Consider the following 25,941-nt stretch of genomic DNA (forward strand, 5'->3'; position numbering starts at 1 on the left):
GGAGTGTCGATGAGTATCGTCGTCGCGACGCCGATTCGCTTTGCGTGGGCTCTGCCGCGCGCCTTGCGATCGAGCATCGCCATTGTCGTCTTCGTGGCTTTGTGGGAAGCGTTGCCGCGTCTGGGCTGGGTCGATCGAACATTTCTGCCGCCATTTTCGGTCGTGCTGCGGGCGTTGTACGAGATGGCGTTATCCGGCGAGCTCTGGGTGCATGTGTTCGCGAGCGCCGCGCGGGCGTTGAGCGGTTTCGCCATTGCGGTGGCGCTCGGTGTACCGCTGGGCTTGTTCATCGGCTGGTATCGGACACTGGCCGAAGTGCTCGATCCGCTGCTCGAACTGTTCCGCAATACCGCGCCGCTGGCCTTGCTGCCGGTGTTCGTGCTGGTGCTCGGCATGGGCGAAACGTCGAAGATATCGATGGTGGTGTATTCGTGCATCTGGCCGGTGGTGCTCAACACGGTGAGCGGCGTACGTCACGTCGACTCGTTGCTGATTCGCTCGGCGCGTTCCATGGGTCTCAAGCCCTTGCAGTTGTTCGTGAAGGTCGTGTTGCCCGCTTCGGTGCCCTCGGTGTTCACTGGCATTCGCATTGCGGGCGCTTATTCGATTCTCGTGCTGATTGCCGCGGAGATGGTCGGCGCGAAAGCGGGATTGGGATATCTCGTCAACTACTCGCAATTCACCTTCGAGATACCGAAGATGTATGCGGGCATCGTCGCGCTGGCGTTGCTGGGGCTGGCGTTCAATCACGGCGTGCTGCTGGCGGAACGGCGGCTCGCCGCATGGAAGGAGCAGGCATGACGCGGCGCGCGGGGATATCGATGGGGTTATCGGATACACAGCGGCACTATGAAGCCGACGTGCTCGTGATCGGCGGCGGTCCGGCCGGCACGTGGGCCGCCATCAGTGCCGCCGCGCGCGGTGCGCGGGTGGTGCTGGCCGACAAGGGTTTCTGCGGCACGTCGGGGGCGACCGCGCCGTCCGGCACGGGCGTCTGGTACGTGCCGCGCGACCGGGAAGCACGCGAACGCGCCCGCGCGAGCCGCTATGCGCTCGGCGGCGAACTTGCAGAACATGTGTGGATGGACCGCGTGCTGGAGCAGACCTGGCTCAACAGCGAGCGCCTCGCGGAATGGGGCTATCCGTTTCCCGTCGACGAAGCGGGCCATGCGCGCCGCACGTCGCTGCAAGGTCCCGAGTACATGCGCCTGATGCGACGCCGCGTGAAGGAAGCGGGCGCGCGCATTCTCGACCATAGTCCGGCGCTCGAACTGCTGGTCGACGATCATGGTGCGGTGGCGGGCGCGGCGGGCGTGCACAGGCAGGCGGACGAGACCTGGAGCATACGCGCGGGCAGTGTGGTCATGGCAACGGGCGGCTGTGCCTTCATGAGCAATGCGCTCGGCTGCAACGTGCTGACGGGCGATGGACTGCTGATGGCCGCCGAAGCCGGGGCGGAATGTTCCGGCATGGAGTTTTCGAATGCGTACGGGCTGGGACCGGCCTTTTCATCGGTGACGAAATCGCTGTTCTATAACTGGGCCACTTTCTACGATGCAAGCGGCACGGCGATTCCCGGCGCGGGATCGTCGCATGGGCGCGGGGTGATCGCGAAGACGCTGGAAACGCAGCCGGTCTTCGCCTGTCTCGATCGCACGGACGAGGATATTCGCGCGTGGATGCGCCGCTCGCAGCCGAACTTCTTCGTGCCGTTCGACCGCTTGAAAATCGATCCCTTCACGCAGCATTTTCCGGTCACGCTGCGCCTCGAAGGCACGGTGCGCGGCACCGGCGGACTGCATGTGATCGACGCCGACTGCGCCACGTCCGTTTCCGGTCTCTATGCTGCGGGCGATGCCGCCACGCGCGAACTCATCTGCGGCGGCTTCACCGGCGGCGGCAGCCACAATGCCGCCTGGGCGATGTCGTCGGGCTTCTGGGCGGGCGCGGGCGCGGCGGATCACGCGCGCGCCGTGGGTGCGCTGCGCACGCCGCGAACGGTACTGCGCGCCGGTGGCGCGGCCTTGCACGATGGTCCGTCGAATGCCGCCATCGATTCCGCCGCGCTCGTGCGGGCAGTTCAGGCCGAGGTGCTGCCCACGCAGCGCAACTGGACGCGCCGCGTCGATCAGCTCGAAGACTCCTTGTCCCGGCTCGATGCGCTGTGGCGACAGGTGCGCGCGGCGTCGGCATCGGAAAGAAAAGAGGCGGTGCGCGCCCGCGAGGCGGTTGCCATGCTCGCGGTGTCGCGCTGGATGTATCGCAGTGCGCTGGCCCGCACGGAGACACGCGGCATGGCTCGTCGCGCGGATCATCCGGCGGCCGATCCGGCCCAGCGTCATCGCCTGCTGAGCGGCGGGCTGGATGAAGTCTGGGTTACGCCTCATGCCGTGGGCAATGAAATCAGGGAGGACGTGGCCGCATGATCGAGATCGTCGATACGGAACGCTGCACGGGCTGCAATATCTGCGTGCGCGCTTGCCCGACCAATGTCTTCGACGCCGCGTCATCGTCGGGCGACGTGCCCGTCATCGCGCGGCAGGACGATTGTCAGACCTGCTTCATGTGCGAGTTGTATTGCCCGGAAGACGCGCTCTATGTCGCGCCGCAGACGGTGGCGAGCGCGAACGTGGAAGAAGCGGCGCGAACGCTCATCGGAAGCTATCGACAGGCGGTCGGCTGGCGTCGCGGTCAGCGTTCGGGGGCCGCGGACGACGCCAGCTATGAACTGCTGAGCCGCGCGCATTGACGAGGACGCGGCGCTCGCTCAAACGCCCAGCGCCGCCCTGGCCGCATTGATGCGAATGAGGCCGTTGTTCGGCGCATGAATCCGGCTGCACAGCACATTGCGATGATGCCGCTCCAGCGGGTTTCGCCGCGCCAGTCCATGGTTGCCCGCCAGATCGATAGCCGCTTCGACCGCCGCGATCGAATTGTCGATGACTTCGTGTTTGACGACGGCGGCAAGCGTGCCCGGTGCCCGATTCGCATCGAGCGCTTCGGCGTGAGAGCGCAGCAGCCAGTCGCTTGCGGCAAGCCGCAACTCGATCTGACCGATGCCTTCCTGTACCGATGGCACCGTCGCAAGCGCCGCGCCGCCGAGCACCGACGGCTTGCGCTCCTTCCCGAACGATACGACCCAGTCGCGTGCCGCCCGCGCCGCGCCGTCGTACACCGAGGCAACCAGATTGAGATACCACGCGATGACGTGCGGATCGCGTTGCAGGCCGAGATGCGCGGGTTGCAATGCGACGGCGTCATCGGCATCGAGCGACACATTCTCGAACACCACGTCCTGGCTCGCGGTGGCACGCATGCCGACCGGGTCCCATGTCTCGTGGATATGCACGCCGGGCGCCTCGCGCGGCACGAGACCCGGGCGCGGCACTTCTTCATCGGTGCGTGCCAGCACGTTGATCCACGACAGCAGCGGCGCGCCCGTCACATAGACCTTATGCCCCGACAGACGCCAGCCGTCGCCGTGCCGCCGCGCGATGGTATCCGGCAGGCCGCCGTAAGAAGGCGAGCCGAGTCCCGGTTCGACCTGCGCGGCGTTCAGCAGCGCGCGGCCGCGCACGGATGCGTCCTTCAGCCGATGCGCGAGCGCGGGCGGCCAGTCGCCGGAGCCGGTGTGCTCGGCCCGCGCGATGATCGCGTGCTGGCAGTAGTGCATGGCGAGAATCAGCGCGACGGACGGATCGCCGCGCGCCACTTCGCCGACGATCGCCCGCGACACCGCGAGTCCCGCGCCGAAGCCGCCATCGTTCTCGCCTGATGTTGGCGCGTAGCAGACCTGCGGCTTCGAGCGCATCGAATTGCGCGGCGGGCGGCGCGCCGCTGCGGTCGTGTTCCGCCGCTGCTTCCGAGAAGCCGCGGGCGAGGTCGGCGGCGGCATCGATTAGTGTGTTCGGGTTCGTCATCTGAGAGCTTGTATGGTTTGTTATTGCCGGGCGGCGTTTACGAAGGGCCGATTCGATCCGCATCCGCTCATATCGATATCTCGCTTCGATGGTTACGTTGCCTGCAACTGTTGCGTACGATTCCCGACCGGGCCGAGCACGCCCGCGATCCGAAACACGTCCGAAGCCACAGGAGCGACATGAGCGCCGACGAAAGACTGAACCGCCTGATCGAACCGCGCCGTACCTCGAACGAACCGAGAGCGAACTATCGCAATGCCACGCGCTGGGGCGATCTGATTTTCGTTTCGGGCAAATCCACCAGCGGCGCGGTCGGAGACAAGCCGCCCAAAGGCAGGCTCGGCGAGACGCTCACGGTCGCCGACGGCATCGCGTTCGCGCGCGAAGCTGCGATCGAACTGCTGCTCGTGCTCCGCGACGAACTCGGCTCGCTCGATCATGTCGGTCAGGTGCTCGACGTGCAGGGCTTCGTCAATGCGGACGCTGCTTTCGAGGACCACGCGAAGGTGCTCGACGGTGCGTCTGACCTGTTGGTCGAGGTGCTCGGCGAGGCCGGTGTGCATGCGCGTTCGGTGTTCGGCGCGGTGTCGTTGCGCGGCGGTCAGCCGGTCATTCTTCGGGCGATCGTCGGCGTACGCGCATCACGCAACGGTCAGTGAGGGCAGTACATAGCGCGTGCGGGCGCCGGTGCGCCGCACGCTGTGTCGATCACACCTTTCCCAGCACGCCGAGCCAGGCCTGACCGATGACCTCATGGGCGGCATCGGCGTTAGGCGGATGAAACGCGCCCGCGCGCACGTCGCGATACAGCCGTTCGAGTTCACCATTGCGCGACAGTGACGACGCGCCCGCGATCTTCAACGCAAGGTTCACCACGCGCAAAGCGCCATCCACCGCATGTTGTTTTGCCGCCAGCAAGTGCGCGATCCACAATTCATCCTCGTTGTACCCGTTCCACCAGCGCTGCGCCGCACGTTCGATCAGCGCCTCGATGCTCGCGAGCTCGATGGCGGCCTGCGCGACGGCCTGCTGCGTCAGTGGTTTATACGCAAACGTCTTGCCTCCGATGGCGGGGGAACTTCGCGTCTTCGCAGTCTGCACGGCGAGATCGAAAGCGCGTTTGGCGATGCCGTAATAGACCGCGCCCAGACCGGGCAGTACGGCGCCCAGGATGCCGTCGACGAACGGATCGTCGGGAATGCCCGCAGGCAGCACCCGTAGCACCTGCGCCCGTGGCGCGATGGCGCCTTCGAGAAACGTGTCGTCGCTGCGCGTAGCGCGCAAACCGAGGGCGTCCCACGTCTGCACCGTGCGATGTCCGGCCGCATCGCGCCGGATGAACGCATGCACGATCTTCGGTGCGGCGGGGTCCGTTTCATCGATACCGTGCACGCCGAGCCAGTCCCAGGCCGGCGCCAGCGACGTGAAAATCTTTCGGCCATCGAAGCGATATCCGCCATCCGGCAGCGGCGTCGCTTTCACCGATGACCACGCGAGACCCAGATCGTTGCCCGGCTCACCGTGGCCGGCCGCGAACACCTTGCCCGCGCCCGCTTCCTCCAGAATCCATTGCGCCGAGAGGTCGCCGCGCCGGTACAGATGAAGCGCTGCGCCGACCCAATACAGATGCATGTTCAGCGCCAGCGCTGTCGATGGCGCACGCGCTGCAAGCCGCGCCTGCTCACGTTGCAATTCCGGCAGCGTCAGGCCGAGCCCGCCGAACTCGACCGGCACGCTCGCGCGCAGAAAATTCGCGTCGTGCAGGTCGCTCAGGTCTTCGGAAAAGAACTCGTTTTTGCGATCGTAAGCCGCTGCACGCTTGCCGATGACGTCGAGCAAGGGATCGGACAGCAGATGCGTCGAATCATGAGAGGATGCCCGCGCGACAGCGGGTTCGAGTACGGCGCTCATCGAGACTCCTTTATGCGAGAACGGGAAATACTCGTCGTGTTCCGACGCCTGTAACTTCCGTCGTATCGCCGTCCACGTTGGGAAAAAGGGGAAAAAAGGCATAGCTGCTGCGCTCGATTCTGCGCCGCGCCCGATCGTGCGATCCAATATCGATTTGCGATTAGCTATTCGACTTATGCGATGTTCATAAATTACGGATAGCTTATGAAAAATCGGTCGAAGCCGGGCATGTCGTGTGCATTAACTTGAGCTTTTGCCCTTATTCCGGGAGAGCCCGACGATGTCCACACTCGTTTCAGACACCACATCATTCGATCCGTCCCTCGCCGCACGGGATCAGGAACCGGTCTCACGCTTCGGCGTCGCCGACGAAGAACGCCTGCCGCCGCATGTCAAGTCGATCTATGCGAAGTTCCGCCGTCAATACGGTTTCGTGCCGAACTGGCTCGCGGCACTGTCCATCAATCCCGACACGGCATATCGGCTGGTGACGTTTTACGAACACCTGTTCGATCCGCATCGCAGTCATCTGACCGCGGCGGAACGAGAACTGATCGCCGTCGTCACGTCGGCAGTCAACGAGTGCAGCTACTGCGTGTTCAATCACACCCAGGCGCTGGCGGGCGTGCTCGGCGACACCGTGCGCGCGCAACGTATCGCGCAGGGCTATCACCACGTCCGCCTCACACCGAAAGAGCACGCGCTCGCGGAGATTTCGGAGCGATTGAGCACCGACGCGGGCGGTATCAGAGAAGAAGACCTGCACGAGTTGCGCACGCTCGGATTCACCGCTCAGGCCATCACGGAAGTGCTCGAGATATCCGCGTTCTTCAACTATGCCAATCGGCTGACGATTGCATTGAATGTCGTGCCGGACGATCGGTTTTTCTCGGGTCGCGATCTGAAGACCGTGTGAGCGCTATTCATGACGATTCGCGCGGCCGAAGCATATCGATAGTCCAATTGATTGATTCACATCCGCTTATCGGATCGCTACGCTGCGCAGGTTCACTCGTCGGCCTTCCATCTCTTCACTATGTCCACACGCACTCAGACGCTGGATGCGAACAGCATCGGGCAGACGCATGAGGCTGCTTCGCATGCGCCGCTCGCGCCGCGCAAGACCTTTATCGCCGCGCTCGCCACGCTTGGATGGCTGGGCGGCGCAGCGCTCATCCAGTGGTGGCCGTCACTCGACGACTGGCCCCATACACGCGAACTGCTGATTCTCGAGATCGCGCTGGCGATCGCCTGTGCGCTGCTTGTCGCGGGAACCGTGGCGCGTACGCGGCTTGCATCGAAATGGATCGATGCCGCGCCGTGGCTGCTCGCGCTGTCCATAGGCATCACCGCCTGGGAAGCAGCGACCGCCCAGCTCGAATGGTTGCCGCGTCCGTTCTTCGCGCCTCCGCAAGCGCTCATCGCGGTGTTCTTCGACGACCTGCCACGGCTCGCCGCAAGCGTCGGTCACTCGTTCGTTCTGCTCGCTTATGGCTATGTGCTCGGCGCGCTGACCGGTTTCGCGGCGGGCGTGTCCATCGGCTGGTCGCGAGCGGTGGGCTACTGGCTGCATCCGGTATTGCGGCTGATCGGTCCGCTGCCTGCAACCGCATGGCTGCCGCTGGCTTTCTTCTTCTTTCCGTCGAGCTTTTCCGCCAGCGTCTTTCTGATTGCGCTCGCGACGGCGTTCCCCGTGACGGTGCTCACCTGGTCGGGCGTGGCGGGCGTCAACAAGGCGTTCTATGACGTGGCGCGCACGCTCGGCGCAAAGCCTTCGTTTCTCATCTTGCGCGTGGCGATTCCGGCGGCGCTGCCGAATGTGTTCGTCGGCCTGTTCATGGGCTTGGGTGCATCGTTCTCGGTGCTGATCGTCGCGGAGATGATGGGTGTGAAGGCCGGACTCGGCTGGTATCTGCAATGGGCGCAGGGCTGGGCTGCGTATTCGAACATGTACGCGGCGCTGCTCGTGATGGCGCTGATGTGCTCGGGGCTGATCACGCTGCTGTTCAAGGTGCGCGACCGGGTGCTGAGCTGGCAAAAGGGAGTGTTGAAATGGTGAGCGCGGCGGCGGTCAGAACACAGCAGGCGCAGGGCTCGCGCATCGACGCAAGGCATGTCAGTCATGCATTTGCGCTCAAGGGCGAAACGCTGCCCGTGCTCAGCGACATCAGTCTGTCCGTGGAGCCGGGCGAATTCGTAGCGCTGCTGGGCCCGAGCGGATGCGGCAAGTCCACCTTGCTGCGGCTCGTCGCGGGCCTCGATCAACCGCTCGAAGGCACGCTGCACGATGACGGTGCGCCGATCACCGGTCCCGATCCCTCACGAGTCGTGGTCTTTCAGGACCCGACGCTGTTTCCGTGGCGCACGGTGCGCGAGAACGTCGGTCTGGGGCCGCAGGCGCAAGGCACGCGCCGCGAGGCGGGTGCGCGCATCGACGCGGCGCTGGAACTGGTCGGCCTGTCCGCCTTCGCGGATGCGCATCCGCATCAACTTTCTGGCGGCATGGCGCAGCGCGCGGCGCTGGCGCGCGCGCTCGTCAACGATCCGCGCCTGCTGGTGCTCGACGAGCCGTTCGGCAAACTGGACTCGCTCACGCGCATTCGTATGCAGGGCGAACTGGTGCGCCTGTGGCAGCGCGCGAATTTCTCCGTGCTGCTCGTCACGCACGACGTTGAGGAAGCGCTCTACGTCGCCAATCGCGTGATCGTGTTTTCGGCGCGTCCGGCGCGCATTCTCACGGAGGTCCGCAACGATCTGCCCTATCCCCGTCATCGCGACGATCCGAAACTCGTCGCATTGCGGCGCGAAGTGCTCGCGCAACTCGGTCTCGACACCTGAAAGCTCATAAGGAAACCATACGATGCACTCCGCTTTGAAAGATCCGTCAAGACGCGCCTGGCTCGCAAAAACTGCGTGGAGCGCGGGCGGTCTCGCGCTTGCCGGAGAGAGTTTCGGTCTGCCCGCCACGCGCGCGGCAGCCGACGAAGGACTGAAGCAGCTCAAGCTGTCGTGGAACGCGGGCGGCATCTGTACCGCTCCGGTGCCGGTCGCGGTGAAAGAAGGCTTTTTCCGCAAGCACGGGCTGGATGTCGAACTGGTCAATTTCGCCGGCTCGACGGATCAACTGCTGGAAGCCATCGCGACCGGCAAGTCGGATGCGGGTGTGGGCATGGCCTTGCGCTGGATCAAGCCGCTCGAACAGGGCTTCGATGTGAAGCTGACCGCTGGCATCCATGGCGGCTGTATGCGGGTACTTTCATCGAAGTCGTCCGGCATCGTCGATCTTCAGGGTCTGAAAGGGCGCACCATCGGTGTGAGTGACATGGCGAGCCCGGCGAAGAACTTCTTCGCGATCAGCTTCAAAAAGATCAACATCGATCCGGAGAACGACGTGCACTGGCGGCAGTATCCCGCGCCGCTGCTCGGCGAAGCGTTGAAAAAAGGCGAAGTGCAGGCCATTGCCGACGGCGATCCGACCATCTGGAATCTGCGCGAGTCGGACCATCTCTACGAGGTGTCGAACAACCTGTGCGGCGAGTATGCGAACCGCGTGTGCTGCGTGCTCGGCGTGCGGGGCTCACTGGTGCGCAAGGACCGGGCGACGGCTCAGGCATTGACGCAGGCGCTGCTCGAAGCCACCGAATGGACCGCCAATCATCCCGACGAAGCGGCGGCCATCTTCGCGCCGAATGCGCCCAGCGCCAACGTGGCGCAACTTGCGGCGATGCTGCGCAGCCATACGCACCATCATCATCCGACGGGCGATGCATTCAAGAAGGAAATATCGCTGTACGCCGACGATCTCAAGACGGTCGGCGTCATCAATGCGAGCACGGACAGCAATCGCTTTGCGACGCGCGTGTTCTCGGATGTTCTTGCCTGAACGAGTCTTCCATACATGAGTTATACGAAACTTTCGCAAGCAGGCGATCATGATATCGGCGCACGGGAAACGCTGCGTCTCATCGGCCCCGATCCGGACAACTGGGTCGTGGCGAGAGAGGGAATCGACCATAACGTGCTGATCGTCGGCGGCGGGCAGACGGGTGCGGCATTCGCATTTGCGCTGCGGCGCGCGGGCATCGGCCAGGTCAGTGTGATCGATGCCGCAGCCGACGAAGCGCGAGCGGGATCATGGACCCATTACGCGCGCATGAATCGCCTGCGCACGCCGAAGATTCTGCCGGGGCCGGAAGGCGGACTGCCCGCGTTGAGCTTTCAGGCGTGGCACGAAGCGCGGCACGGTGAGGCGTCGTATGCGGATATCGAGCGGATCGGACGCACTCAGTGGGCTGAATATCTCGACTGGTATCGCACCTTCCTTGGCCTTCAGGTTCGATACGGCACCACGCTTACGCTGATCGAGCCGGAAGGCGCGCACTTCCGGCTGCATCTCATGGTGCGCACGGCAAGCGGTGTCGAACATCGCGTGGAGACGGCGCGCAAGATCATTCTCGGCAACGGCGTGTGGGGCAATGGACGGCCGAATATCGCGCCGCCGCTCCAGGCGCTGCCGGCGACGCATCTCGCGCATACGTCGGATGCCATCGATTTCGCCGCGCTCGCGGGCAAGTCCGTCGCGGTGATCGGCGGGGCGGCCTCGGCTTTTGATGCCGCCGCGACCGCGCTCGAAGCCGGCGCACGCGACGTGCATCTGTTCGTGCGCCGTGCCGACCTGCCGGCGGTTCCAGTCAGCCGGGCGCGTGCCTACCCCGGCGCGTACGACAACTTCCCGTCGCTGCCCGACGCGGTGCGCTGGCGGCAGGCGCTGCGCTTCCGGCGCGCCGGTTCCACCGCGCCCGCCGACGCCGTCGAGCGCGTCGCGCGTCACGCCAACTTTCATCTGCATCTGGGCGCACCGTGGCACGAAGCCGGGGTCGAGGGCGATCGCGTGCATGCTCGCACCGGTGACGGTGCGTTCGACTTCGACTTCGTGATTGCCGGCACCGGCTATGCCGTCGATCTCCACGCGCGGCCTGAACTCGCCCGCATCGCCGATCATGTGCTGCTTTGGCGCGATCGCTACACGCCATCGCCGGATGAGCGTGACGACGCGCTCGGCGCGCATCCCTATCTCGGCGATGCGCTCGAATACGTGGAGAAGCAGCCGGGCGAAGCGCCGTTTCTGCGTAACATCCATGTATTCAATCCGGCGGGCTTTGTGAGCCGCGGCGTGCCGGTGGGTGACGTGCCGTGCATGAAGCGAGACATTCCGGCAGTCGTGCGGCGCATCAGTCAGGATTTGTTCATCGACGATCTCGATGCACACGAGGCCCGCATGAACGGTCAGGTTCCCGCTGACTTCGACAATGCGGCGTTCGCGCATCGCCTCTATCGCAAGTCGGGTGCCGAAGCGTCGGCCGACTGATACGGCGCGCTCAGTGCGCGCTGAAGGCCAGCGCGAATGCCGACGCCTGCCGACCCACCGTCAGCAGTTGTTCGCTTACTTTCGGGTCCGAGCAGGAGTCGGCGCTCTCGAAGCGAGTTTCCAGTGTATTGACTGCGGCGCCGAAGGGCGTCGGCCATCCGCGCAGCGCATGCACGATCGAACGCAGCGACGTGAGCACCGTGCCCGCGGCTTGCCAGCCGTAAGCAGTCACGATCGCGCCCACCGCGCGGCCGTCGAGATAGGGACGTGTGTCGTCACGCAATTCTTCCAGCGTGTCGAGCGCGTTCTTGACCATGCCGGAAATGCCGCCGTGATAGCCCGGCGTGGCAATGATCAGCGCGTCGGCCGAGCGGACGGCTTCGATCAGTTCTCGCTGTGCATCGGTCAATACCGAGGTTTCGGGCGCGTAATGCGGCAGTCCGTGCAGGAAAGCGCCACCGAACAAGCGCACTTGCGCGCCTGCCTCTTGAGCGCCCTTCAGCGCAAACCCGAGCGCGCGTTCGGTCGACGATTCAGCGCGCGTGGTGCCGCCGATTCCGACAATGATCGGAGGACGCGATGGTTCGATACGGGACAAGTGGAGACTCCGGGAGAAAGCGGCATATCTGTACCGCGATGGACCGGCGAGCGGCCGGCAGCGCGTAGTCTAGCGAGCGATATATCGCGCAAGAACAAAGTAATTCAGCTAACGTTATTCGATGGCGCTCGCGCCTTGATGCGCCGCCAACTCGCACGAAAGCGCCGGCGGATGCACGATGTGGTCCTCATTCGCACATCTGATTTCAATATCAGATGCAATTCGTTTCCATCGATGCGCGTCGTGACTACGCTAGTGCGGTCTCAACCACGAACGCCACCATCATGACCCAACGCGATTTGCTGATTCTGCTGGAACCGGGCTTCACCGATCCGAAGCGCCCGGGCGAAGTATTCACCTGTCCGGACGGCGCGCCCATCGAAGGATTGCTGGCGAGCGATACCGCGCGGACCAGCCGGCTCGATATCCGCCGCGTGCCCTTCGGGCGTCCGCGCCGCGCCGCCGTCGAAGCCCTGAGCGAGGAGCATCAGAGCCTGCCCGTGCTGGTGCTGGGCACCGAATATCCCGCGCCGGACGACGCGCAAACGCTGGGCGAGAAGCGCTTCGTCACGGACACGCGCCGTATTCTTGCGCTGCTGGCGGAGCGGCACGGATTCCCGAAAGTGCACGATTGAACCAGGCAGGCGCGCGGTGTGGATCGCGCGCCGATTCGCTTCGGTGCGACTTCAGTGCGGAAAGTAGTCGGGCAGGCGGAACCCGTCATATGCATGGTTGCCGGTGATCGCCTGCCGGAAAGCATCCGAGCGATACGCCGCGACGATATCCTCAGTCTGCTTCGAATGTTGATTCGCGGCCTTCACCACCACCTGATTCACGTAGGGAGAGCTCATCTGTTCGAGCGCGAGCGCGCTCGACAGCGCGTGTCCGCTCGATACCGCGAAGTTGCCCTGAATCGCCGCGAAATCGACATCTTCGAGCGCGCGCGGCGCCTGCGCCGATTCCAGCGGCACCAGCCGGATGCCCGCCGGATTGTCGATCACGTCGCGTTCCGTGACATCGACGGGATTCGGGTTCGGACGAATGCGGATCCAGCCGATGCGCTGAAGGATCTTGAGCGCACGTTCGAGATTGACCGGGTCGTTGGGCACGGCGACGGTCGCGCCTTTCTTGACCTCCGACAGCGCGCGGTGCTTGTTCGAAAACAGCCCCATCGGCGGCGTGGGCACCTGAACCACGCCCACCAGATCGGTTCCGTTGCGGTCGTTGTATGACTTGAGGTAGATGCTGTGCTGCATGACATCCGCCACGATCTCGCCCCGATAGACGGCCTGATTCGCTTCGAGCCCCGTGCTGAACTCGACGTAGCGCACCGTGTAACCCTTCCGGACGAGTTGCGGTTCGACGCCTTGCCGGAATTCGTCCGCGTAAGGACCAGGAACGAATCCGACGCGCAGGGTAGTCGGATCATCGGCAGCCCGGGCGAGCGTCGGGGCGAGCGCGCAGCATGCGAGCGCGAGGGCGAGCAGCTTTCCTGACCATAAGACAGATGAGCGATGTGAATCGAACATGTGAGCACGTGTTGGGATGAGTGAACGCGCGATGCTATCAACGCCAGAACGCGCAGCGAAACGATGGATAGAGCTAACCAATCGCACTGCGCTGATAACACGGGACGGGCCGCTTCTGCGCCATTCCCGGAATTGTTAGATCGATTCGTTGGTTTGGCTTTTGGCCGCTGGTTTGTATGCTGATGCCGCCATTCTCCCGTATCGACGAACCACACAAGACCTCACCATGCCCCGACCACTGCATCTGAATCTCTTCGTTCACGGACGCGGACATCACGAAGCTGGCTGGCGTCATCCCGGCGCCACACGCCAGGCGCTGACGGATATCGATTATTTCCGCGATCTCGCGGTGAAAGCCGAACAAAGCCGGTTCGATTCGATCTTCTTCGCCGACGCGCTGGCACTCGGCGACGGCGCACAGTTTGTCGCCTCGGGCGCGCTGGAACCGGTCACCACGCTTGCGGCACTCTCGCAGGCGACGTCGCGGATCGGGCTGATCGCCACGGCATCGACCACCTATACCGAGCCGTTCAATCTGGCGCGCCAGTTCGCTTCGCTGGATCATATTTCGCGCGGACGCATCGGCTGGAATATCGTCACTTCGTGGGTCGGCGGTGCCGGGCCGAACTTCGGTTATACGCAGCAGATCGAGCACGCCGAACGTTATGCGCGTGCGCACGAGTTTCTCGAAGTCGTCACGCAGTTGTGGGATAGCTGGGCCGACGACGCCATCGTCGATGACCCGGCGGGCGGCCGCTTTCTCGATCCGGCCCGCGTGCGGCGCATCGGCTACGAGGGCCAGTTTCATCGCGTGGCCGGGCCGTTGAATCTGCCTCGTCCGCCGCAGGGGCATCCGGTGCTGGTGCAAGCCGGATCGTCAGCGACCGGCAAGGCGTTTGCCGCGCGTTATGCAGAAGCGGTGTTCACCGCGCATCTGACCAAACAGTCGGCAATCGACTTCTACGCCGAACTGAAGGCCGGCGCGAAGGCGCTGGGCCGCAGGGAAGAGGACATCGTGATCCTGCCGGGAATCAGCGCCGCGATCGGATCGACCGAAGCCGAAGCGAGCGCACTGCTGGACGAACTCGATTCCCTAACCGATGTGAGCGTCGGGCTGGGGCGTCTGTCGAACCGTTTCGGCGGCCACGATTTTTCGGCGCTGCCGCTCGACCAGCCGCTATCCGTCGATGACTTCCCCGACCCGGCCACGGTGCAGGCGGCGCAAAGCCGCGCGGCGGTCATCACGCAGCTGGTCGCACGCGAGCGGCCGACATTGCGCGGCCTGCTGCGCAAGCTCGCGGCGGCGCGCGGGCATTTCACCTTGTCCGGCACGCCCGAGCAGATCGCCGACGTGATCGCGGACTGGACCGAGAGCCGCGCCGCCGATGGCTTCAATGTCATGCCGCCCGTGTTGCCCGCGCAGTTCGACGTGTTCACCGAACAAGTCGTGCCTATCCTGCAGAAGCGCGGTCTGTTCCGGCGCGAATACGAAGCGTCTACTTTGCGCGGCCATTACGGTCTTGCGCGTCCCGTCAATCCTCATTTCGCTTCCTGATGATGGTCCGATTTCTCAAACGATTGCTCAAACCTATGCTCGCGGCGGGGCTCTTTGCGCTTGTGTGCACCGCGCACGCGGACGATGGCTATCCCACTCAGATACGCATCGGTATCCAGAAAGGTGACGGGCTGGTGGCGCTGCGGGCATCGGGCAAACTGGAGCAGGCGTTCGCGCCGCATCATGTGAAAGTGACGTGGCACGAATTCGTGTACGGCGCGCCGCTCGTCGAAGCCATCAATGCCGGCGATGTCGATGTCGGCACGGTCGGTTCGACTCCGCCTATCATGGCGCAGGCCGGCGCAGCGCCTGCTGTCGTCTATGTGGCCAACGCGCCGAAGCTCGTGAAGAGCTATGCGATCGTTGTGCCGAAGGATTCACCGGTAAAGGACCTGCACGATCTGAAGGGCAAGAAAATCGCCTTTGCCAAGGGCTCGCAAGGTCACCTGTTCGTGCTGAAGGCAATGCGGGACGCGCATATGGACCCGGACTCGGCTGAGTTCGCTTACCTGTCCTATGGCGATGCGCGTTCGGCTTTCGAGCGCGGCTTCGTCGACGCGTGGGCCGTGCCCGATCCGCGTTATGCGGACACCGAGCTGAGCACGGGCGCGCGGACCATTCTGACCATCGGCGAACTGTCGGTGCCGCAATACGGTTTCTACATTTCCACGCGGAGTTTCGCGCAGAAATATCCCGCCGCGCTACGCCTGCTGTTCGATCAGTTGGATCGTCAAACCAGGGAAAGCCTGGCGCATCCTCAGGACACCGCGCGGTTCCTCTCGGGCAACACGGGCGTGCCGCCGGAAGTCTGGGACCGCGCTATCTCGCGTCTCGAATGGGGCGTGAGCTATCCGATTGCTGACGACGTGCTGAACGCGCAGCAGGATTCGGCGAATCTGGCTTTCGAAACCAAGGTCATTCCGCGTCGCATCGATGTCCGGCAGGCGGTGCTTCAGATCAAGTGAACAGCTTGTCCGATCTGCGGCCGTAAGCGAAGACTCATTTCCCGGCGCGCGCTTCGGCCTCCGGCTGGTCGTTTCGAACGGCGGCATGGCCGATGCGGAAAACGCTCAGCTCATCCGGCTCGCACTGGGCAATCAGGCCGGTCTCCCATTCGAGGTAGGCGCGCGCTGCATCGAGGTTGCCATCGTGACGGTCGTGCACGAAGAACAGATAATCGATGCGCGCCTCGCGCGGCAGAACGATCGCGAATCGTTCGACGGGCAAGCCTGCCCGTTCCCATGCGTCCAGTCCATCGAATGCGCTCGTCACGTTTTCGAAGCCGGCGTCACGCAGATCTCCCGCAACGAGCAATGCGGCATCGCGGCTGGCCCGATCCGCGAACAGAACGACCGGCGTTTCGCGATCGGCATGCGCCTGACGCAGTGTCTCGAACACGCGCGGTCGAATGGTCCAGTGCGACCCGGCGGGGCGGCCTTCCTGATGCGCCACGCTCGGACGCAAGTCGAGCACGACGGCATTCGACACGAGCGGCGCAGGGAACGGCGAGATAGCCGGACTCGTAGGTGCGTGATTCAGTGAGTGCCAGCGCGTAGCGGTCGCTGCATCGACCAGCGCGGTTTCGAAGCCGAGTTGCACGAGCCAATGCGCGACGACAGGTGCGCGAATGCCGTCGTAGTCGATCAGCAGCAGCCGCGCGCGTCGCACGGCGACCGTCTGATCGCTCGCCTGAATGAGCTGGCCGCCCGGCGCGTGGGTCGCGGTTGGCAGGCCATCGCGAGCGAATTCTTCGGGCGTTCGTATATCGAGCAGATAAGTCGTACGACGCGGATCGTCTCGCCATTCGAGTACGGCGGCCTCGTCGAGCGTGCGCACGCCGAAGCGTTCGGCCAGCGCCTGCGCGCGGCTGCGCGCGTCCTTGCGTTCCAGCCCGCCAGGACCGGGGGACAACACGTCTGCATAGCTGCGCGTGCTGCCGTGCTCAAGCGCGAAGCCCGCGAGCGCCCAGCCCTGCGTGCCGTTTTCCAGTGCGAACACTTCACGCCGGATGCCGAGATTGATCAACGTCTGCGCGCCGATGATGCTGCGCGTACGGCCCGCACAGTGGATCACGAGCGTGGTGTCCGGTGCGCCCGCGAAGGCGTCGATCCAGGCCGCAAGTTCGCCGTTGGGCACGCAGACCGAGCCGGGAATGGCCATCTTTCGATGCTCGTCACGCGTGCGGCCATCGATCAGCGCGAGCGGACAGCCGCCGCGCTCGATACGCCACCGCTGCAACTGTGCCGGGCTGATTCTCGGCGTGCCATAAGCATGCTCGACCAGTTCCCCGAAAGTCTTCGACGGCACGTTGACGCCGCGGAAAAGTGTGTAGCCGGCCTCGCGCCACGCTTCGACACCGCCGTCGAGAATAGCGATGTCGCCATAACCGAGTTCGCGCAGGCGCGTGGCGGCGCGCCGTGCGATCGACGCGTGCCCAAAGCCATCGTCCGCGTCCTCCGTTCCATGTGCTCCATCATCGACGAGCGCGATGCGCACGCTCTTGCGTGGCAGCAGGTGCGGCGCGCCGAGTTCGAGTCGGCTGTACGGCAGCGGGATGGCGAAAAACGGATGTCCCTCGCCGAAGCGACCGGGCTCGCGCACATCGAGCAGGGCGATTTCATCGCCGTCATTCAGCCAGTTTCGCAGTGTGAGCGCGTCGATGAAGCGGATTGCGTCAGAAGTAAAGGACATGGATAGCCTGGATACAGGTGAGTCGGAGTGCATGGGACCGGTCGTCGATAGGGTGAACGTGCAGGAGCACGGCGGGCGAGCCGGACGAGAATTAACTTTGCGGATGCAGCGGAGGTGGTGGCGCGGCGCGTTGGGATAAGGAATCAGCTTGTACAGTCGGACGTTGAAGCCGATGCGTTCGCGCATAGTGACGCACGCCGTATCGTCGCGCAATGCACCGACTTTCGCGTCGCCGCGGCGCCGGCGAATAATGGATTGACCCGGACTTAGCGGCCCAAGGATCGACCCCGCCTGATCGTGCTGTCTGGCTTGCCCGGAGGGAGAAATCTGCTTTCTGATCAACAACACCACCGATTGCAGATGGCAGAGAAGGGACACGGGCGCGTCATGTCGGAACTCCGGGCGAAAGCCGAAGACCTCATTCTGGGACCCGCGCGAAAGTTTCCGAACGAAGCAATTGTCACAACCATATCAGGCCGGCACCGCGTCTTCAGCGGCCGTGCACAACATGGCCTTTCAGGCGCCATGGCATCGCGTCACGTTATTGGCACGTCGTCGGTCTTATCATCTGCAGTCCGTGAGACGTGCGAGCGACGGGTCGCTACTGAGTGGGCCGTGGCGATCCTTAAGCGTCACAACTCCGGCAAGGACGCGATGTTTCTCACGAAACCCTCACCGATTCAGTCAGCTTCAACCTCGGTGTTTGATTTAATATAACTAACATGATCAATCATCGATTAGGAGTCGAACTTCAGCTAGTGTCTGCATATAATTATTTTGATCGCCTTGGTCGAAGCGGATGTCGTCGTATTTACATTTGCCTACGAGACTCTTGGATGCTCGCAGGGGCTATTCTCGCGTGATGCCAAACTGAAGATAAAAACGCAACCAATCGTCTGCGACCTCGCGCCCTGACCATCGCTACGCGACTATTGACTTCATAGTCAGAAGTCCCTATCTGAGTAACAACGAGCAGCTAACTGCTTCACAATGGCTCTGCGCGGGCAGTTGCGGGGCCGGGCAGCCGCGCGACACGTTATACGAAGCTCAAGCGACATCAATAGAGAAAATGAATTCGCAGCTATTATGAAAAATCCGAATTATCTTAATAGCCACGTCTTACAATAATTTTTTCGATCGTGCCGGATCGATTTCTGCTCGGAGCGCCCGTTCGATCAAGGTCTCTACGGCAGGAGTTTTTTCGAAGTTAAGCGAAAGACGTCGCAAACGACAGCTATTGCTTAACAGAATGGTCGATTTTCGAGGGTTGGAGCGGATCGCGCCAGAAAGGTCGGGTACGCTGCTTTGACTCTGGGATCACTCTGCTCACTTGACAACCCCAGACCGCATCCCGTCCTGCGAGGACCGAACGAGTCAAGCCGGCCACTAAGCGCCGTTCGATGCCAACCCTAGCAAGACGTCCGAATGTCCGATTGGCCTTCGAAAGTGCCCCTCCGTTTCTGACGAAACAAGGGCGCACGCGTAGGTAGCCTTCACGCGATTCCACCAGGGCTGCGTAGACGCTCGCCTGCGAAAGCCGACGAAGGTCCGCGCGAGGCGTCGCATGCGTCGCGCGCAAGATTCGTGCGCCGCCGGGACCAGTAACATGGGTCACACCGATCGACTCATGCCACGCGATGCGCGGGAGTTTCGTGGCCGTGACGCTGGGACTGTCAGATCATGATCCAACCCAGATGGAAGCTGCAGGCAATCGAGATTCCAATCGCCCAACGCAGGCCGACGGCCAAATACCATGTCGTTCGGCCGCATGCCTGGTGGGATGATTGTTGACGCTTACGATTCGATCATTTCGATAACGGCCTTTGATAGTGCCGCGGCCGGTTCGCCGAGACGATCGACCGCATCGAAATGATGTCCGTCGGCTTGTCGGACGACCCGCACGTTCAGCCCACGGTTGTTCAACAGCGTCTGATACTCAGCCTGCAACCTATGGAACTCGTCCGATTCGTCGCCGCCGACCGTCAGGATGAAGGGCAACGGCCGCTTGGGAAGATGAAACTTCGGGCTATACGCGCGTACCTCCGCGTCGTCTAGTCCCACGACCTTATTGAGGTAGCAAAGACGAATAGGTTCGAGATCGTACAGACCGCTGATTGCGCAGGCGCCCTTCAGGACATCGTTCGGCAGGCCGCGGCTCTCCCAGTCCGTCCCCGCAAGAATGGCGGTCAGATGTCCGCCCGCAGAGCTTCCGGATACGAAGATCGCGTTGCGATCGAAGCTCAGTTCCTCCGCGTTTCGATACAGATTCGCGATGGCCTCGATGTTGTCAGACACGATATCGGCCATGCGCACGGAAGGCGCCAGCCGGTAGTTGATCAGGGCAACGTTGATGTCCGCATCTAGATACGGCCGGGCGACAGTGCTGAAATCCGACTTGTCGAGGGACTGCCAATATCCCCCATGAATGAACACCAGCACGGGGCGCCCGTTCGTCCTGGCAGGAAAGAAATCGTACGCCTGCTGCGCGTCGTTCCCGTAGCGAAGGTCTTCGCGGACCGTGTGCTCCGCGCGAAAGCGTTTGCTTTCCGTTTTCCACCTTGCGAACACTTCGAGATGGTCTGGAATGCCCGCGCGGACGTTGTATTGATCGTCGAGCGCCTCTTGATCGAATGAGCGGTAAACCGGCATGCTGTACCTCGAGAAACAGATGAGTGTTTGAATGATCGATCCGGTCCGTGGATCGTCTTCAACCGTACCGCGACTCGGTTTGGCCGGCGCGCGCGCACGTGACAACGATCAACGAGGAAACGCCATGTTCGGAAAGAGCGAGGACCGTGAGGATTATCAGGCAATCGCGCGGCCCGTCGGAGGAATGGCCCGTGACCTGCCGGACCGGTTCTTTATCGACTATCACGCGCACGTCCGAGGTCAACTCATTTACGCCTACGCGGGATCGATACTGGTCACTGCCGACGGCGGCTCGTGGGTCGTGCCGCCCCAACGGGCCGTTTGGGTTCCGCCAGGGGTCAGGCACTGCATGCAGGCCGTCGGCAAGATCGAAATGCGCACGCTCTACTTCCCGCCGCAACGCACACCGCTCGACGCGTCGAATTGTTGTGTTGTCTCCATTTCTCCGCTTCTTCGGGAACTGATCGCGGCCATCGTCGCGATGCCCGTCGACTACGACGAGCAAGGACGAGACGGGCTCGTCGTTGAACTGCTCTATCGCGAGGTGAAGCCGTTACAGATCGAGCCGTTGCACTTGCCGATGCCGGCAGACGAGCGCATCGCGCGTATATGCCGCTGGATTATCGCGAACCCAGCAGAAGAAACCTCGCTCGAGTCCTGGAGCAAAGTTGTCGGGGCAAGCGAGCGGACCATTATCCGGCTCTTTCCGCATCAGACGGGCATGACATTCACGCGCTGGCGTCAACAGGCGCGATTGCTAGCAGCGGTCCAGATGCTGGCCGAGAACCGCTCGGTCACCGAGATCGCGTCGGTGCTCGGCTATGACAGCCCGAGCGCCTTCAGCGCGATGTTCCGCAAATCGCTTGGACGAAGCCCCAGCGAGTTTTTCAGGGTGATGTCGGAGTGGTGAACTTGGCATTTACGCGATACAGCGCGACCTATCCGCGAGAGCATGACGCCCGCGTCCTCTCCAGAATGATGTTGAGCCGCCCCGTTCCGGCGGCGTCAAGGAGAGAAGATGTCAATCTACGATCGCATTAAGGAAGCGGGTCTCAGCTTGCCCGTCCATACACCGGTCCGTGCAGCGTTCAAACCATTCAATCGACACGGAAACTTGCTGGTCATTTCCGGACAATTGCCGGTTCGTGACGGCAAGGCACAGTGGACCGGGTCCGTGCCGGAAGTGGTGTCCGTCGAGGATGCACGCAGCGCAGCGCGACTCTGCGTGCTCAACGTGCTTGGATGGGCGCACATGGCGACCGACGGCCACCTCGAAAGCATCTCGAAGGTGCTGAAAGTCGGCGGTTATGTTGTCACGTCTGCAGGCTTCGCCGATGCACCGACGATCATCAACGCGGCGTCGGAACTGATCAATCAGCTCTTCGGCGGGCGTGGCGAACATGCGCGCATCGCAATCGGCGTCGCTAGCCTGCCGATGAATGCGCCGGTGGAAGTGGAAGCGACCTTCGTCGTCGAAGACTGAGATGACTATGATGCGCGGTTACGCGGACGTTCTCGTCGGCCTTCAGTATGGCGATGAAGGCAAGGCCAAGATCATCGACCATCTGGCTCACGCCTACGACATCATTGCTCGGTTCAACGGCGGTGCCAACGCGGGGCATACGGTCCGGACGCCGCTGGGAAGCGCGAAGCTAGCGCAAGTGCCATCTGGCGCATTTCACCCTGACAAGCTGCTCTATATCGGCTCGGGCTGCGCGGTGAACCTCGAGAAGCTGGCCGGCGAGATTGACGCGCTCGAACGCGCCGGCCTGAAGCTCGACGGACGGCTGCTCATCAGCGGCCGTTGCATCGTCGTCCAGCCCGTGCATGTCCGCATGGACGTGCTACACGGATCGGACATCGGAACGACAGGAAACGGCATCGGTCCGTGCTATGCAGATCTAGCGCTCAGAATGCGCTCCGAATGCCGTACCGTCGTTCAACTTCGCGACTTGCACAAGAACGTCGACCTCGCCTTCGGACAGATGGCAGCGTACGACCGCCTGTCGGCACCTTGTTCCAAAGCGCATGAGGCCGATATCGCCGCCACCTTCCATCGACTTCGGGCGGCGTGGACGCGCATCTTGCCTTTCGTGACGATGGACGACCTATTCCTGACGCGACTGGTGAGAGCGGGCAAGCGGGTGCTTTTCGAGGGCGCGCAGTCGTTGCAACTCGACGTGTCGCTAGGCGATCAGCCTTATGTCACGTCGAGCCATACGAGTGCATCCTTCGCCTACGTCGGTGGCGACCTCTCGTGCCACTTTCACCGCAAGACGATCGGCGTGGCGAAAGCGATCGTGTCGCGCGTGGGTGCGGGGCCTTTTCCCTCTGAATTCGGTGGCATGGCGTCTGCGTCCTACTGTGCCCGGGCCGCCAAGGAGGGGACCGGTCGCGAAGCCGAACGCGCGAGGTTCGATCCGCGTGCGCTTCTTGCATCCGGCGATCCGTTCGAGCTCGGAATCGCGCTGCGGATGCTGACGGACGAATACGGCACGGGCAGCGGGCGGCCCCGGCGCATCGGCGCACTAGACGTTTCGCAGCTTGCCGATGCGGCAAGTCGTCACGCCGTAGACGAGATCTATCTCAACAAGTGCGACAGCCTCGCCCTGTTCCCCAACAAGGCGTCGGGCGCCATTCCGGTGTTCGATGAAACGTCGCTTCGCTGGTTCCCTTCCTTCGCGGGACCGTTGAATGCCAGTTTGCCCCCTTCGCTGCGCGGTCTGATCGCGCATATCGAGCGACGAACCGGAAGCCGTATTGCAGGGATAGGCACAGGTCCGGCGCGAGACGACATCATCTGCTTTCAATGAACCACATACACAATGACCCCATCCTTCCTTAACGTTCAAATGCGTCGAAGCGATCTCGCATGGACAGACTGGCCATCGATTCTCGCTTTCCTGAAAGATGAACTCATTTGTCGAGTCGCCGTACACGACACGCCTTTTCCGTACGTGCTCGCGCAGAGCTTCACCTTTACGGGCGATGCATTTCTTATTCACTGCTCTCGTTTTGGTAGCTTCGCCCAGAAGCTGCGCGAGAACGGACACATCACCATCGAAGTGGACAGACCTGTGTCTTTGCTCAAGGCGCCCAAAGGACAGAATACGAGTCTCGAGTATTACAGCGTAATCGCCCGTTGCCACGCGTCCATCGATCACGACACGGAAGCCGTTATTCGCCACCAGAACCAGGCGCTAGACAAGTTTCGCCCAGAGAAAGACTATTCTCCAATCGAACAGGGCGCGGCCAATCAGATCATTGTGATTCGTTGCGCTGTAATTGAGATGACGGCAAAGAAGCGCATTCTCGCCGACGGTCAATATTCTCCGCCTGGTCAGCCCCAGGCTCCGTATCTTTGATGCCGAGCCCGTCGTTGAATTTCTTGAGGTGGTCAATATTAAAAGCGTCGACGAAGCGCCTCGTGCGGCCTACGCGCTTTCGCTCTCTCGCCGGAACTTGGTACGAAGCGCGCGCGTGACGCGGTGGAAACAGCTTCAATGCCGACAAGTTCGGCACTTCATCAGGATCGCCGGCCGGGCGGCGTCACTGGCATACCAGGTATCACAGTGCCGGCTAGCCGTACTGCCTCAGGCCTCCCGGTCGGATTGGCTCTCGACGGTCCGGTTCGAGGCGATATAAGGCTGCTCTCCGTTGCCATGGCTGTGGAAAAGTTGCTCGGCGGCTTGCCAGCACCGAACGTCCGAACCGCGGTCTCTGGTCTGAGCGCCGGTCGGGGCGACGCGTCCTTGCCACCCTTCTGCGAGCCCGGGCCTCCGCTGATGTCTGTGGAAGACATTCCCGCTTGCAACGTAAGCGGCTCGCGACGTCGGCGCGACGCACTTACACAAGCACTGCGAACTCGGCAGCGGCGACTTGTAGATGACGCCGCCCCGTAAGAAGGCTTTGCAGGACGGCGCGACTTGACGACGAGGCGCCGGCCGGAGCGGGGCGTCGCTTCCCGGCTGAGACCTCGCAGGGAAGGACACGTGCTATGTCGAAGTCGCTCAGATTAGAATCGATAGCTACCGAACGCGGCGATCGTGATTAGGAACGAGAGTGCCTGATCGCCGCCAAGAAACGATGACGAGCATATTTGACCGCCTGCTGAACCGCTTGAATCACCGGTTCTCATTGAATCAAAGAAGGCTGGGCGCGTCGCGGTGGCACACCTTCGCCTCGGCGCTAATAACATCGCCATGGCCGTGACCGTGACTTCGCCGCCCAGGTAAAAGAGGTCAGGGTGTCAAAACTACCTTGATGCAACCATCTTCCTTGTCCCTGAACGTCTCATACATCTGCGGCCCATTTTCGAGTTTCATCCGGTGTGTGATGACGAACGACGGGTCGATCTGGCCTTCCTCGATACGCCTGAGCAGATCGCCACTCCAGCGGTTCACATGCGTCTGGCCCATCCGCCAGGTCAACCCCTTGTTCATGGCCGCGCCGAATGGAATCTTGTCGATGAGTCCGCCATAGACGCCCGGAACGGACAGCACGCCCGCCGGCCGGCACACATAGATCATCTCGCGCAGCACATGCGGACGATCGGTTTCGAGCATGACGGCCTGTTTGATCCGGTCGTAGATGCCATCGAACGAGCGCGTTGCGTGCGACTCCATGCCGACCGCATCGATGCACTTTTCGGGCCCTTTGCCTTGCGTGAGATCGCGCAGTCGGTCCAGCACGCTTTCCTCCTTGAAGTTCACCGGAATGGCGCCCGCCGCGCGGGCCATGGCCAGACGCTCGGGAACACGATCGATGACCACCACCTGCTTCGCGCCCAGCAGCACGGCACTGCGCACCGCCATCTGCCCGACGGGGCCGGCGCCCCAGATCGCGACGGTATCCGTTGGCTCGATCTCGCAGTTGACCGCGGCCTGCCAGCCGGTCGGGAAGATGTCGCCGAGAAAGAGCACTTGCTCGTCAGTGAGCCCGTCCGGAATCTTAATATGCGTCTTGTCCGCGAACGGTATGCGCACGTACTCCGCTTGCCCGCCCGCATAGCCGCCCAAGAGATGGGTATAGCCGAACAGGCCCGCGGTCGTGTGCCCGAAGAGCTTCTCCGCCGCGTCCTTGTTGCGGTTGGACCTCTCGCACACGGAGAAATTGCCGCGCTTGCACTGATCGCACTCGCCGCATGTAATGGTGAAGGGCACGACGATCCGCTCGCCCACCTTTAACGCGGTGTTGTCGCGACCTACTTCAACGACTTCTCCCATGAACTCGTGGCCCATGACATCGCCGGATTCCATGCCCGGCATGAAGCCGTCGAAGAGATGCAGGTCCGAGCCGCAGATCGCACAGGTCGAGACCTTGATAATCGCGTCGCGCCCGTGTTCGATCGCGGGATCGGGGACAGTGTCATACCGGATGTCCTTTTTGCCGTGCCAGATGAGTGCTTTCATGTGTGCCTCTGATCGTGTGCGTGCGGCCCGCCTTCAGGCGCCTCGTTGCGAACGGGAAGTTCGTTCGGAATCGGTTCGAGATCCGGGTCCTTGTGATCGTGTTCGGGCGTATAAGCGCCTTCTTCGGGATGACCCTTGCCTTTCGGAACCAGGCTTGCGTCCATGCTGCCGTGTTCGCGCTGGCGTATGGAACCGTCGGGCTTCTGCTCGATATCGCCGGCGCCCAGGTCCTCGCGCCGCTTGTCGGCCCGTTCGACGGGATCGGAGGGTTCGTTTGTCATCTTTGCTCCTTGAAAGTTGAAGAAGGTC

Annotated in this window: 23 protein-coding genes and 1 pseudogene; 16 read left to right on the plus strand and 8 right to left on the minus strand. The window is 62.8% G+C overall.

Annotated elements, in window-relative coordinates; translation table 11 throughout:
• The first annotated feature begins 9 nt into the window (after positions 1–9).
• The 3 genes from PQR08_RS23385 to PQR08_RS23395 are packed head-to-tail and all read left to right on the plus strand — an operon-like array spanning position 10 to position 2,749.
• Complete coding sequence (locus PQR08_RS23385; protein ID WP_408162446.1) at positions 10–801, plus strand: ABC transporter permease; 792 nt, start codon at positions 10–12, stop codon at positions 799–801.
• On the plus strand, positions 798–2,426 hold the full coding sequence (locus PQR08_RS23390) for an FAD-dependent oxidoreductase (RefSeq protein WP_408162448.1): 1,629 nt from the start codon (positions 798–800) through the stop codon (positions 2,424–2,426). Before PQR08_RS23385 ends, PQR08_RS23390 begins: the two co-directional genes overlap by 4 nt.
• Entirely contained in the window at positions 2,423–2,749 is a 327-nt protein-coding gene (locus PQR08_RS23395; protein WP_250487845.1) for a 4Fe-4S dicluster domain-containing protein, read from the plus strand. The genes PQR08_RS23390 and PQR08_RS23395 overlap by 4 nt, the downstream gene beginning before the upstream one ends.
• A gap of 18 nt (positions 2,750–2,767) precedes the next feature.
• Here the strand turns inward: PQR08_RS23395 and PQR08_RS23400 are convergent, their stop codons facing one another.
• On the minus strand, positions 2,768–3,811 hold the full coding sequence (locus tag PQR08_RS23400; protein WP_408162450.1) for an acyl-CoA dehydrogenase family protein: 1,044 nt from the start codon (positions 3,809–3,811) through the stop codon (positions 2,768–2,770).
• A gap of 288 nt (positions 3,812–4,099) precedes the next feature.
• On the opposite strand from PQR08_RS23400, the gene PQR08_RS23405 reads away from it, so the two are divergent.
• A complete protein-coding gene (locus PQR08_RS23405; RefSeq protein WP_250487847.1) occupies positions 4,100–4,579 on the plus strand; it encodes a RidA family protein in 480 nt (159 codons plus the stop codon).
• A 49-nt stretch (positions 4,580–4,628) separates the two neighbouring features.
• Here the strand turns inward: PQR08_RS23405 and PQR08_RS23410 are convergent, their stop codons facing one another.
• Entirely contained in the window at positions 4,629–5,831 is a 1,203-nt protein-coding gene (locus PQR08_RS23410) for an acyl-CoA dehydrogenase family protein (protein ID WP_250487848.1), read from the minus strand.
• 280 nt (positions 5,832–6,111) lie between these two features.
• Here PQR08_RS23410 and PQR08_RS23415 point away from each other — a divergent pair, with 280 nt between their 5' ends.
• The 5 genes from PQR08_RS23415 (at position 6,112) to PQR08_RS23435 (ending at position 11,199) form a co-directional block, all read left to right on the plus strand.
• Positions 6,112–6,747 carry a peroxidase-related enzyme gene (locus PQR08_RS23415; RefSeq protein WP_250487849.1) on the plus strand — a complete coding sequence of 212 codons (636 nt, stop codon included), beginning with the start codon at positions 6,112–6,114 and terminating at the stop codon, positions 6,745–6,747.
• A 120-nt stretch (positions 6,748–6,867) separates the two neighbouring features.
• Positions 6,868–7,890 carry an ABC transporter permease gene (locus PQR08_RS23420; RefSeq protein WP_250487850.1) on the plus strand — a complete coding sequence of 341 codons (1,023 nt, stop codon included), beginning with the start codon at positions 6,868–6,870 and terminating at the stop codon, positions 7,888–7,890.
• Positions 7,884–8,669: an ABC transporter ATP-binding protein gene (locus PQR08_RS23425; RefSeq protein WP_250487851.1), complete on the plus strand. Its 786-nt coding sequence runs from the start codon at positions 7,884–7,886 to the stop codon at positions 8,667–8,669. The genes PQR08_RS23420 and PQR08_RS23425 overlap by 7 nt, the downstream gene beginning before the upstream one ends.
• A gap of 22 nt (positions 8,670–8,691) precedes the next feature.
• Positions 8,692–9,714: an ABC transporter substrate-binding protein gene (locus PQR08_RS23430; RefSeq protein WP_250487852.1), complete on the plus strand. Its 1,023-nt coding sequence runs from the start codon at positions 8,692–8,694 to the stop codon at positions 9,712–9,714.
• A 15-nt stretch (positions 9,715–9,729) separates the two neighbouring features.
• Entirely contained in the window at positions 9,730–11,199 is a 1,470-nt protein-coding gene (locus PQR08_RS23435) for an NAD(P)-binding domain-containing protein (RefSeq protein ID WP_250487853.1), read from the plus strand.
• Between the two features lie 13 nt (positions 11,200–11,212).
• Here PQR08_RS23435 and PQR08_RS23440 read toward each other — a convergent pair.
• A pseudogene (locus PQR08_RS23440) lies at positions 11,213–11,797 on the minus strand (NADPH-dependent FMN reductase); the annotation flags it as partial.
• 284 nt (positions 11,798–12,081) lie between these two features.
• Between PQR08_RS23440 and PQR08_RS23445 the strand changes: the two are divergent.
• Positions 12,082–12,432 (plus strand): DUF3088 domain-containing protein, encoded by a 351-nt coding sequence (locus tag PQR08_RS23445; RefSeq protein WP_408162453.1) that lies wholly within the window; start codon positions 12,082–12,084, stop codon positions 12,430–12,432.
• Positions 12,433–12,483: 51 nt separating this feature from the next.
• Here PQR08_RS23445 and PQR08_RS23450 read toward each other — a convergent pair whose 3' ends face one another.
• Entirely contained in the window at positions 12,484–13,326 is an 843-nt protein-coding gene (locus PQR08_RS23450; protein ID WP_250487857.1) for a MetQ/NlpA family ABC transporter substrate-binding protein, read from the minus strand.
• A 226-nt stretch (positions 13,327–13,552) separates the two neighbouring features.
• Between PQR08_RS23450 and PQR08_RS23455 the strand changes: the two genes are divergently transcribed.
• Both PQR08_RS23455 and PQR08_RS23460 read left to right on the plus strand, forming a co-directional pair.
• Positions 13,553–14,881, plus strand: coding sequence for an LLM class flavin-dependent oxidoreductase (locus tag PQR08_RS23455; protein ID WP_250487858.1), 1,329 nt, complete (start codon positions 13,553–13,555; stop codon positions 14,879–14,881).
• A 23-nt stretch (positions 14,882–14,904) separates the two neighbouring features.
• The gene (locus PQR08_RS23460; protein WP_250487859.1) at positions 14,905–15,846 is read left to right on the plus strand and encodes an aliphatic sulfonate ABC transporter substrate-binding protein; all 942 of its coding nucleotides are present in this window, start codon (positions 14,905–14,907) and stop codon (positions 15,844–15,846) included.
• 34 nt (positions 15,847–15,880) lie between these two features.
• On the opposite strand, the gene PQR08_RS23465 is transcribed toward PQR08_RS23460, so the two are convergent.
• Positions 15,881–17,572, minus strand: coding sequence for a rhodanese-like domain-containing protein (locus PQR08_RS23465; RefSeq protein WP_250487860.1), 1,692 nt, complete (start codon positions 17,570–17,572; stop codon positions 15,881–15,883).
• A 1,794-nt stretch (positions 17,573–19,366) separates the two neighbouring features.
• Positions 19,367–20,221, minus strand: coding sequence for an alpha/beta hydrolase (locus tag PQR08_RS23470; protein WP_250487875.1), 855 nt, complete (start codon positions 20,219–20,221; stop codon positions 19,367–19,369).
• 124 nt (positions 20,222–20,345) lie between these two features.
• Here PQR08_RS23470 and PQR08_RS23475 point away from each other — a divergent pair, with 124 nt between their 5' ends.
• The 4 genes from PQR08_RS23475 (at position 20,346) to PQR08_RS23490 (ending at position 23,586) form a co-directional block, all read left to right on the plus strand.
• Positions 20,346–21,131 carry an AraC family transcriptional regulator gene (locus tag PQR08_RS23475; protein WP_250487861.1) on the plus strand — a complete coding sequence of 262 codons (786 nt, stop codon included), beginning with the start codon at positions 20,346–20,348 and terminating at the stop codon, positions 21,129–21,131.
• Between the two features lie 108 nt (positions 21,132–21,239).
• Positions 21,240–21,704, plus strand: a complete 465-nt coding sequence (locus PQR08_RS23480) for a RidA family protein (RefSeq protein ID WP_250487862.1) — start codon at positions 21,240–21,242, stop codon at positions 21,702–21,704.
• 7 nt (positions 21,705–21,711) lie between these two features.
• Complete coding sequence (locus PQR08_RS23485; RefSeq protein WP_408162456.1) at positions 21,712–23,034, plus strand: adenylosuccinate synthetase; 1,323 nt, start codon at positions 21,712–21,714, stop codon at positions 23,032–23,034.
• A gap of 12 nt (positions 23,035–23,046) precedes the next feature.
• Entirely contained in the window at positions 23,047–23,586 is a 540-nt protein-coding gene (locus PQR08_RS23490; protein WP_250487864.1) for a pyridoxamine 5'-phosphate oxidase family protein, read from the plus strand.
• An 876-nt stretch (positions 23,587–24,462) separates the two neighbouring features.
• Here PQR08_RS23490 and PQR08_RS23495 read toward each other — a convergent pair.
• Both PQR08_RS23495 and PQR08_RS23500 read right to left on the minus strand, forming a co-directional pair.
• Positions 24,463–25,632, minus strand: a complete 1,170-nt coding sequence (locus PQR08_RS23495) for a zinc-dependent alcohol dehydrogenase (RefSeq protein WP_408162458.1) — start codon at positions 25,630–25,632, stop codon at positions 24,463–24,465.
• Positions 25,629–25,913 (minus strand): hypothetical protein, encoded by a 285-nt coding sequence (locus PQR08_RS23500; RefSeq protein ID WP_250487735.1) that lies wholly within the window; start codon positions 25,911–25,913, stop codon positions 25,629–25,631. The genes PQR08_RS23495 and PQR08_RS23500 overlap by 4 nt, the downstream gene beginning before the upstream one ends.
• Between the last annotated feature and the right edge of the window lie 28 nt (positions 25,914–25,941).

It is taken from the genome of Caballeronia jiangsuensis (genome assembly GCF_046030135.1).
GTDB classification, from domain to species: Bacteria; Pseudomonadota; Gammaproteobacteria; order Burkholderiales; family Burkholderiaceae; genus Caballeronia; species Caballeronia jiangsuensis.

What these genes read in the sequence shown, in the direction of transcription:
- PQR08_RS23470 (WP_250487875.1), bottom strand. Translation starts at nt 20,221, where the DNA reads ATGCCGGTTTACCGCTCATTCGATCAAGAGGCGCTCGACGATCAATAC.
- PQR08_RS23415 (WP_250487849.1), top strand. Translation starts at nt 6,112, where the DNA reads ATGTCCACACTCGTTTCAGACACCACATCATTCGATCCGTCCCTCGCC.
- PQR08_RS23425 (WP_250487851.1), top strand. Translation starts at nt 7,884, where the DNA reads ATGGTGAGCGCGGCGGCGGTCAGAACACAGCAGGCGCAGGGCTCGCGC.
- PQR08_RS23455 (WP_250487858.1), top strand. Translation starts at nt 13,553, where the DNA reads ATGCCCCGACCACTGCATCTGAATCTCTTCGTTCACGGACGCGGACAT.
- PQR08_RS23435 (WP_250487853.1), top strand. Translation starts at nt 9,730, where the DNA reads ATGAGTTATACGAAACTTTCGCAAGCAGGCGATCATGATATCGGCGCA.
- PQR08_RS23485 (WP_408162456.1), top strand. Translation starts at nt 21,712, where the DNA reads ATGATGCGCGGTTACGCGGACGTTCTCGTCGGCCTTCAGTATGGCGAT.
- PQR08_RS23450 (WP_250487857.1), bottom strand. Translation starts at nt 13,326, where the DNA reads ATGTTCGATTCACATCGCTCATCTGTCTTATGGTCAGGAAAGCTGCTC.
- PQR08_RS23445 (WP_408162453.1), top strand. Translation starts at nt 12,082, where the DNA reads ATGACCCAACGCGATTTGCTGATTCTGCTGGAACCGGGCTTCACCGAT.
- PQR08_RS23465 (WP_250487860.1), bottom strand. Translation starts at nt 17,572, where the DNA reads ATGTCCTTTACTTCTGACGCAATCCGCTTCATCGACGCGCTCACACTG.
- PQR08_RS23400 (WP_408162450.1), bottom strand. Translation starts at nt 3,811, where the DNA reads ATGCGCTCGAAGCCGCAGGTCTGCTACGCGCCAACATCAGGCGAGAAC.
- PQR08_RS23475 (WP_250487861.1), top strand. Translation starts at nt 20,346, where the DNA reads ATGTTCGGAAAGAGCGAGGACCGTGAGGATTATCAGGCAATCGCGCGG.
- PQR08_RS23480 (WP_250487862.1), top strand. Translation starts at nt 21,240, where the DNA reads ATGTCAATCTACGATCGCATTAAGGAAGCGGGTCTCAGCTTGCCCGTC.
- PQR08_RS23495 (WP_408162458.1), bottom strand. Translation starts at nt 25,632, where the DNA reads ATGAAAGCACTCATCTGGCACGGCAAAAAGGACATCCGGTATGACACT.
- PQR08_RS23390 (WP_408162448.1), top strand. Translation starts at nt 798, where the DNA reads ATGACGCGGCGCGCGGGGATATCGATGGGGTTATCGGATACACAGCGG.
- PQR08_RS23430 (WP_250487852.1), top strand. Translation starts at nt 8,692, where the DNA reads ATGCACTCCGCTTTGAAAGATCCGTCAAGACGCGCCTGGCTCGCAAAA.
- PQR08_RS23420 (WP_250487850.1), top strand. Translation starts at nt 6,868, where the DNA reads ATGTCCACACGCACTCAGACGCTGGATGCGAACAGCATCGGGCAGACG.
- PQR08_RS23395 (WP_250487845.1), top strand. Translation starts at nt 2,423, where the DNA reads ATGATCGAGATCGTCGATACGGAACGCTGCACGGGCTGCAATATCTGC.
- PQR08_RS23490 (WP_250487864.1), top strand. Translation starts at nt 23,047, where the DNA reads ATGACCCCATCCTTCCTTAACGTTCAAATGCGTCGAAGCGATCTCGCA.
- PQR08_RS23405 (WP_250487847.1), top strand. Translation starts at nt 4,100, where the DNA reads ATGAGCGCCGACGAAAGACTGAACCGCCTGATCGAACCGCGCCGTACC.
- PQR08_RS23500 (WP_250487735.1), bottom strand. Translation starts at nt 25,913, where the DNA reads ATGACAAACGAACCCTCCGATCCCGTCGAACGGGCCGACAAGCGGCGC.
- PQR08_RS23410 (WP_250487848.1), bottom strand. Translation starts at nt 5,831, where the DNA reads ATGAGCGCCGTACTCGAACCCGCTGTCGCGCGGGCATCCTCTCATGAT.
- PQR08_RS23385 (WP_408162446.1), top strand. Translation starts at nt 10, where the DNA reads ATGAGTATCGTCGTCGCGACGCCGATTCGCTTTGCGTGGGCTCTGCCG.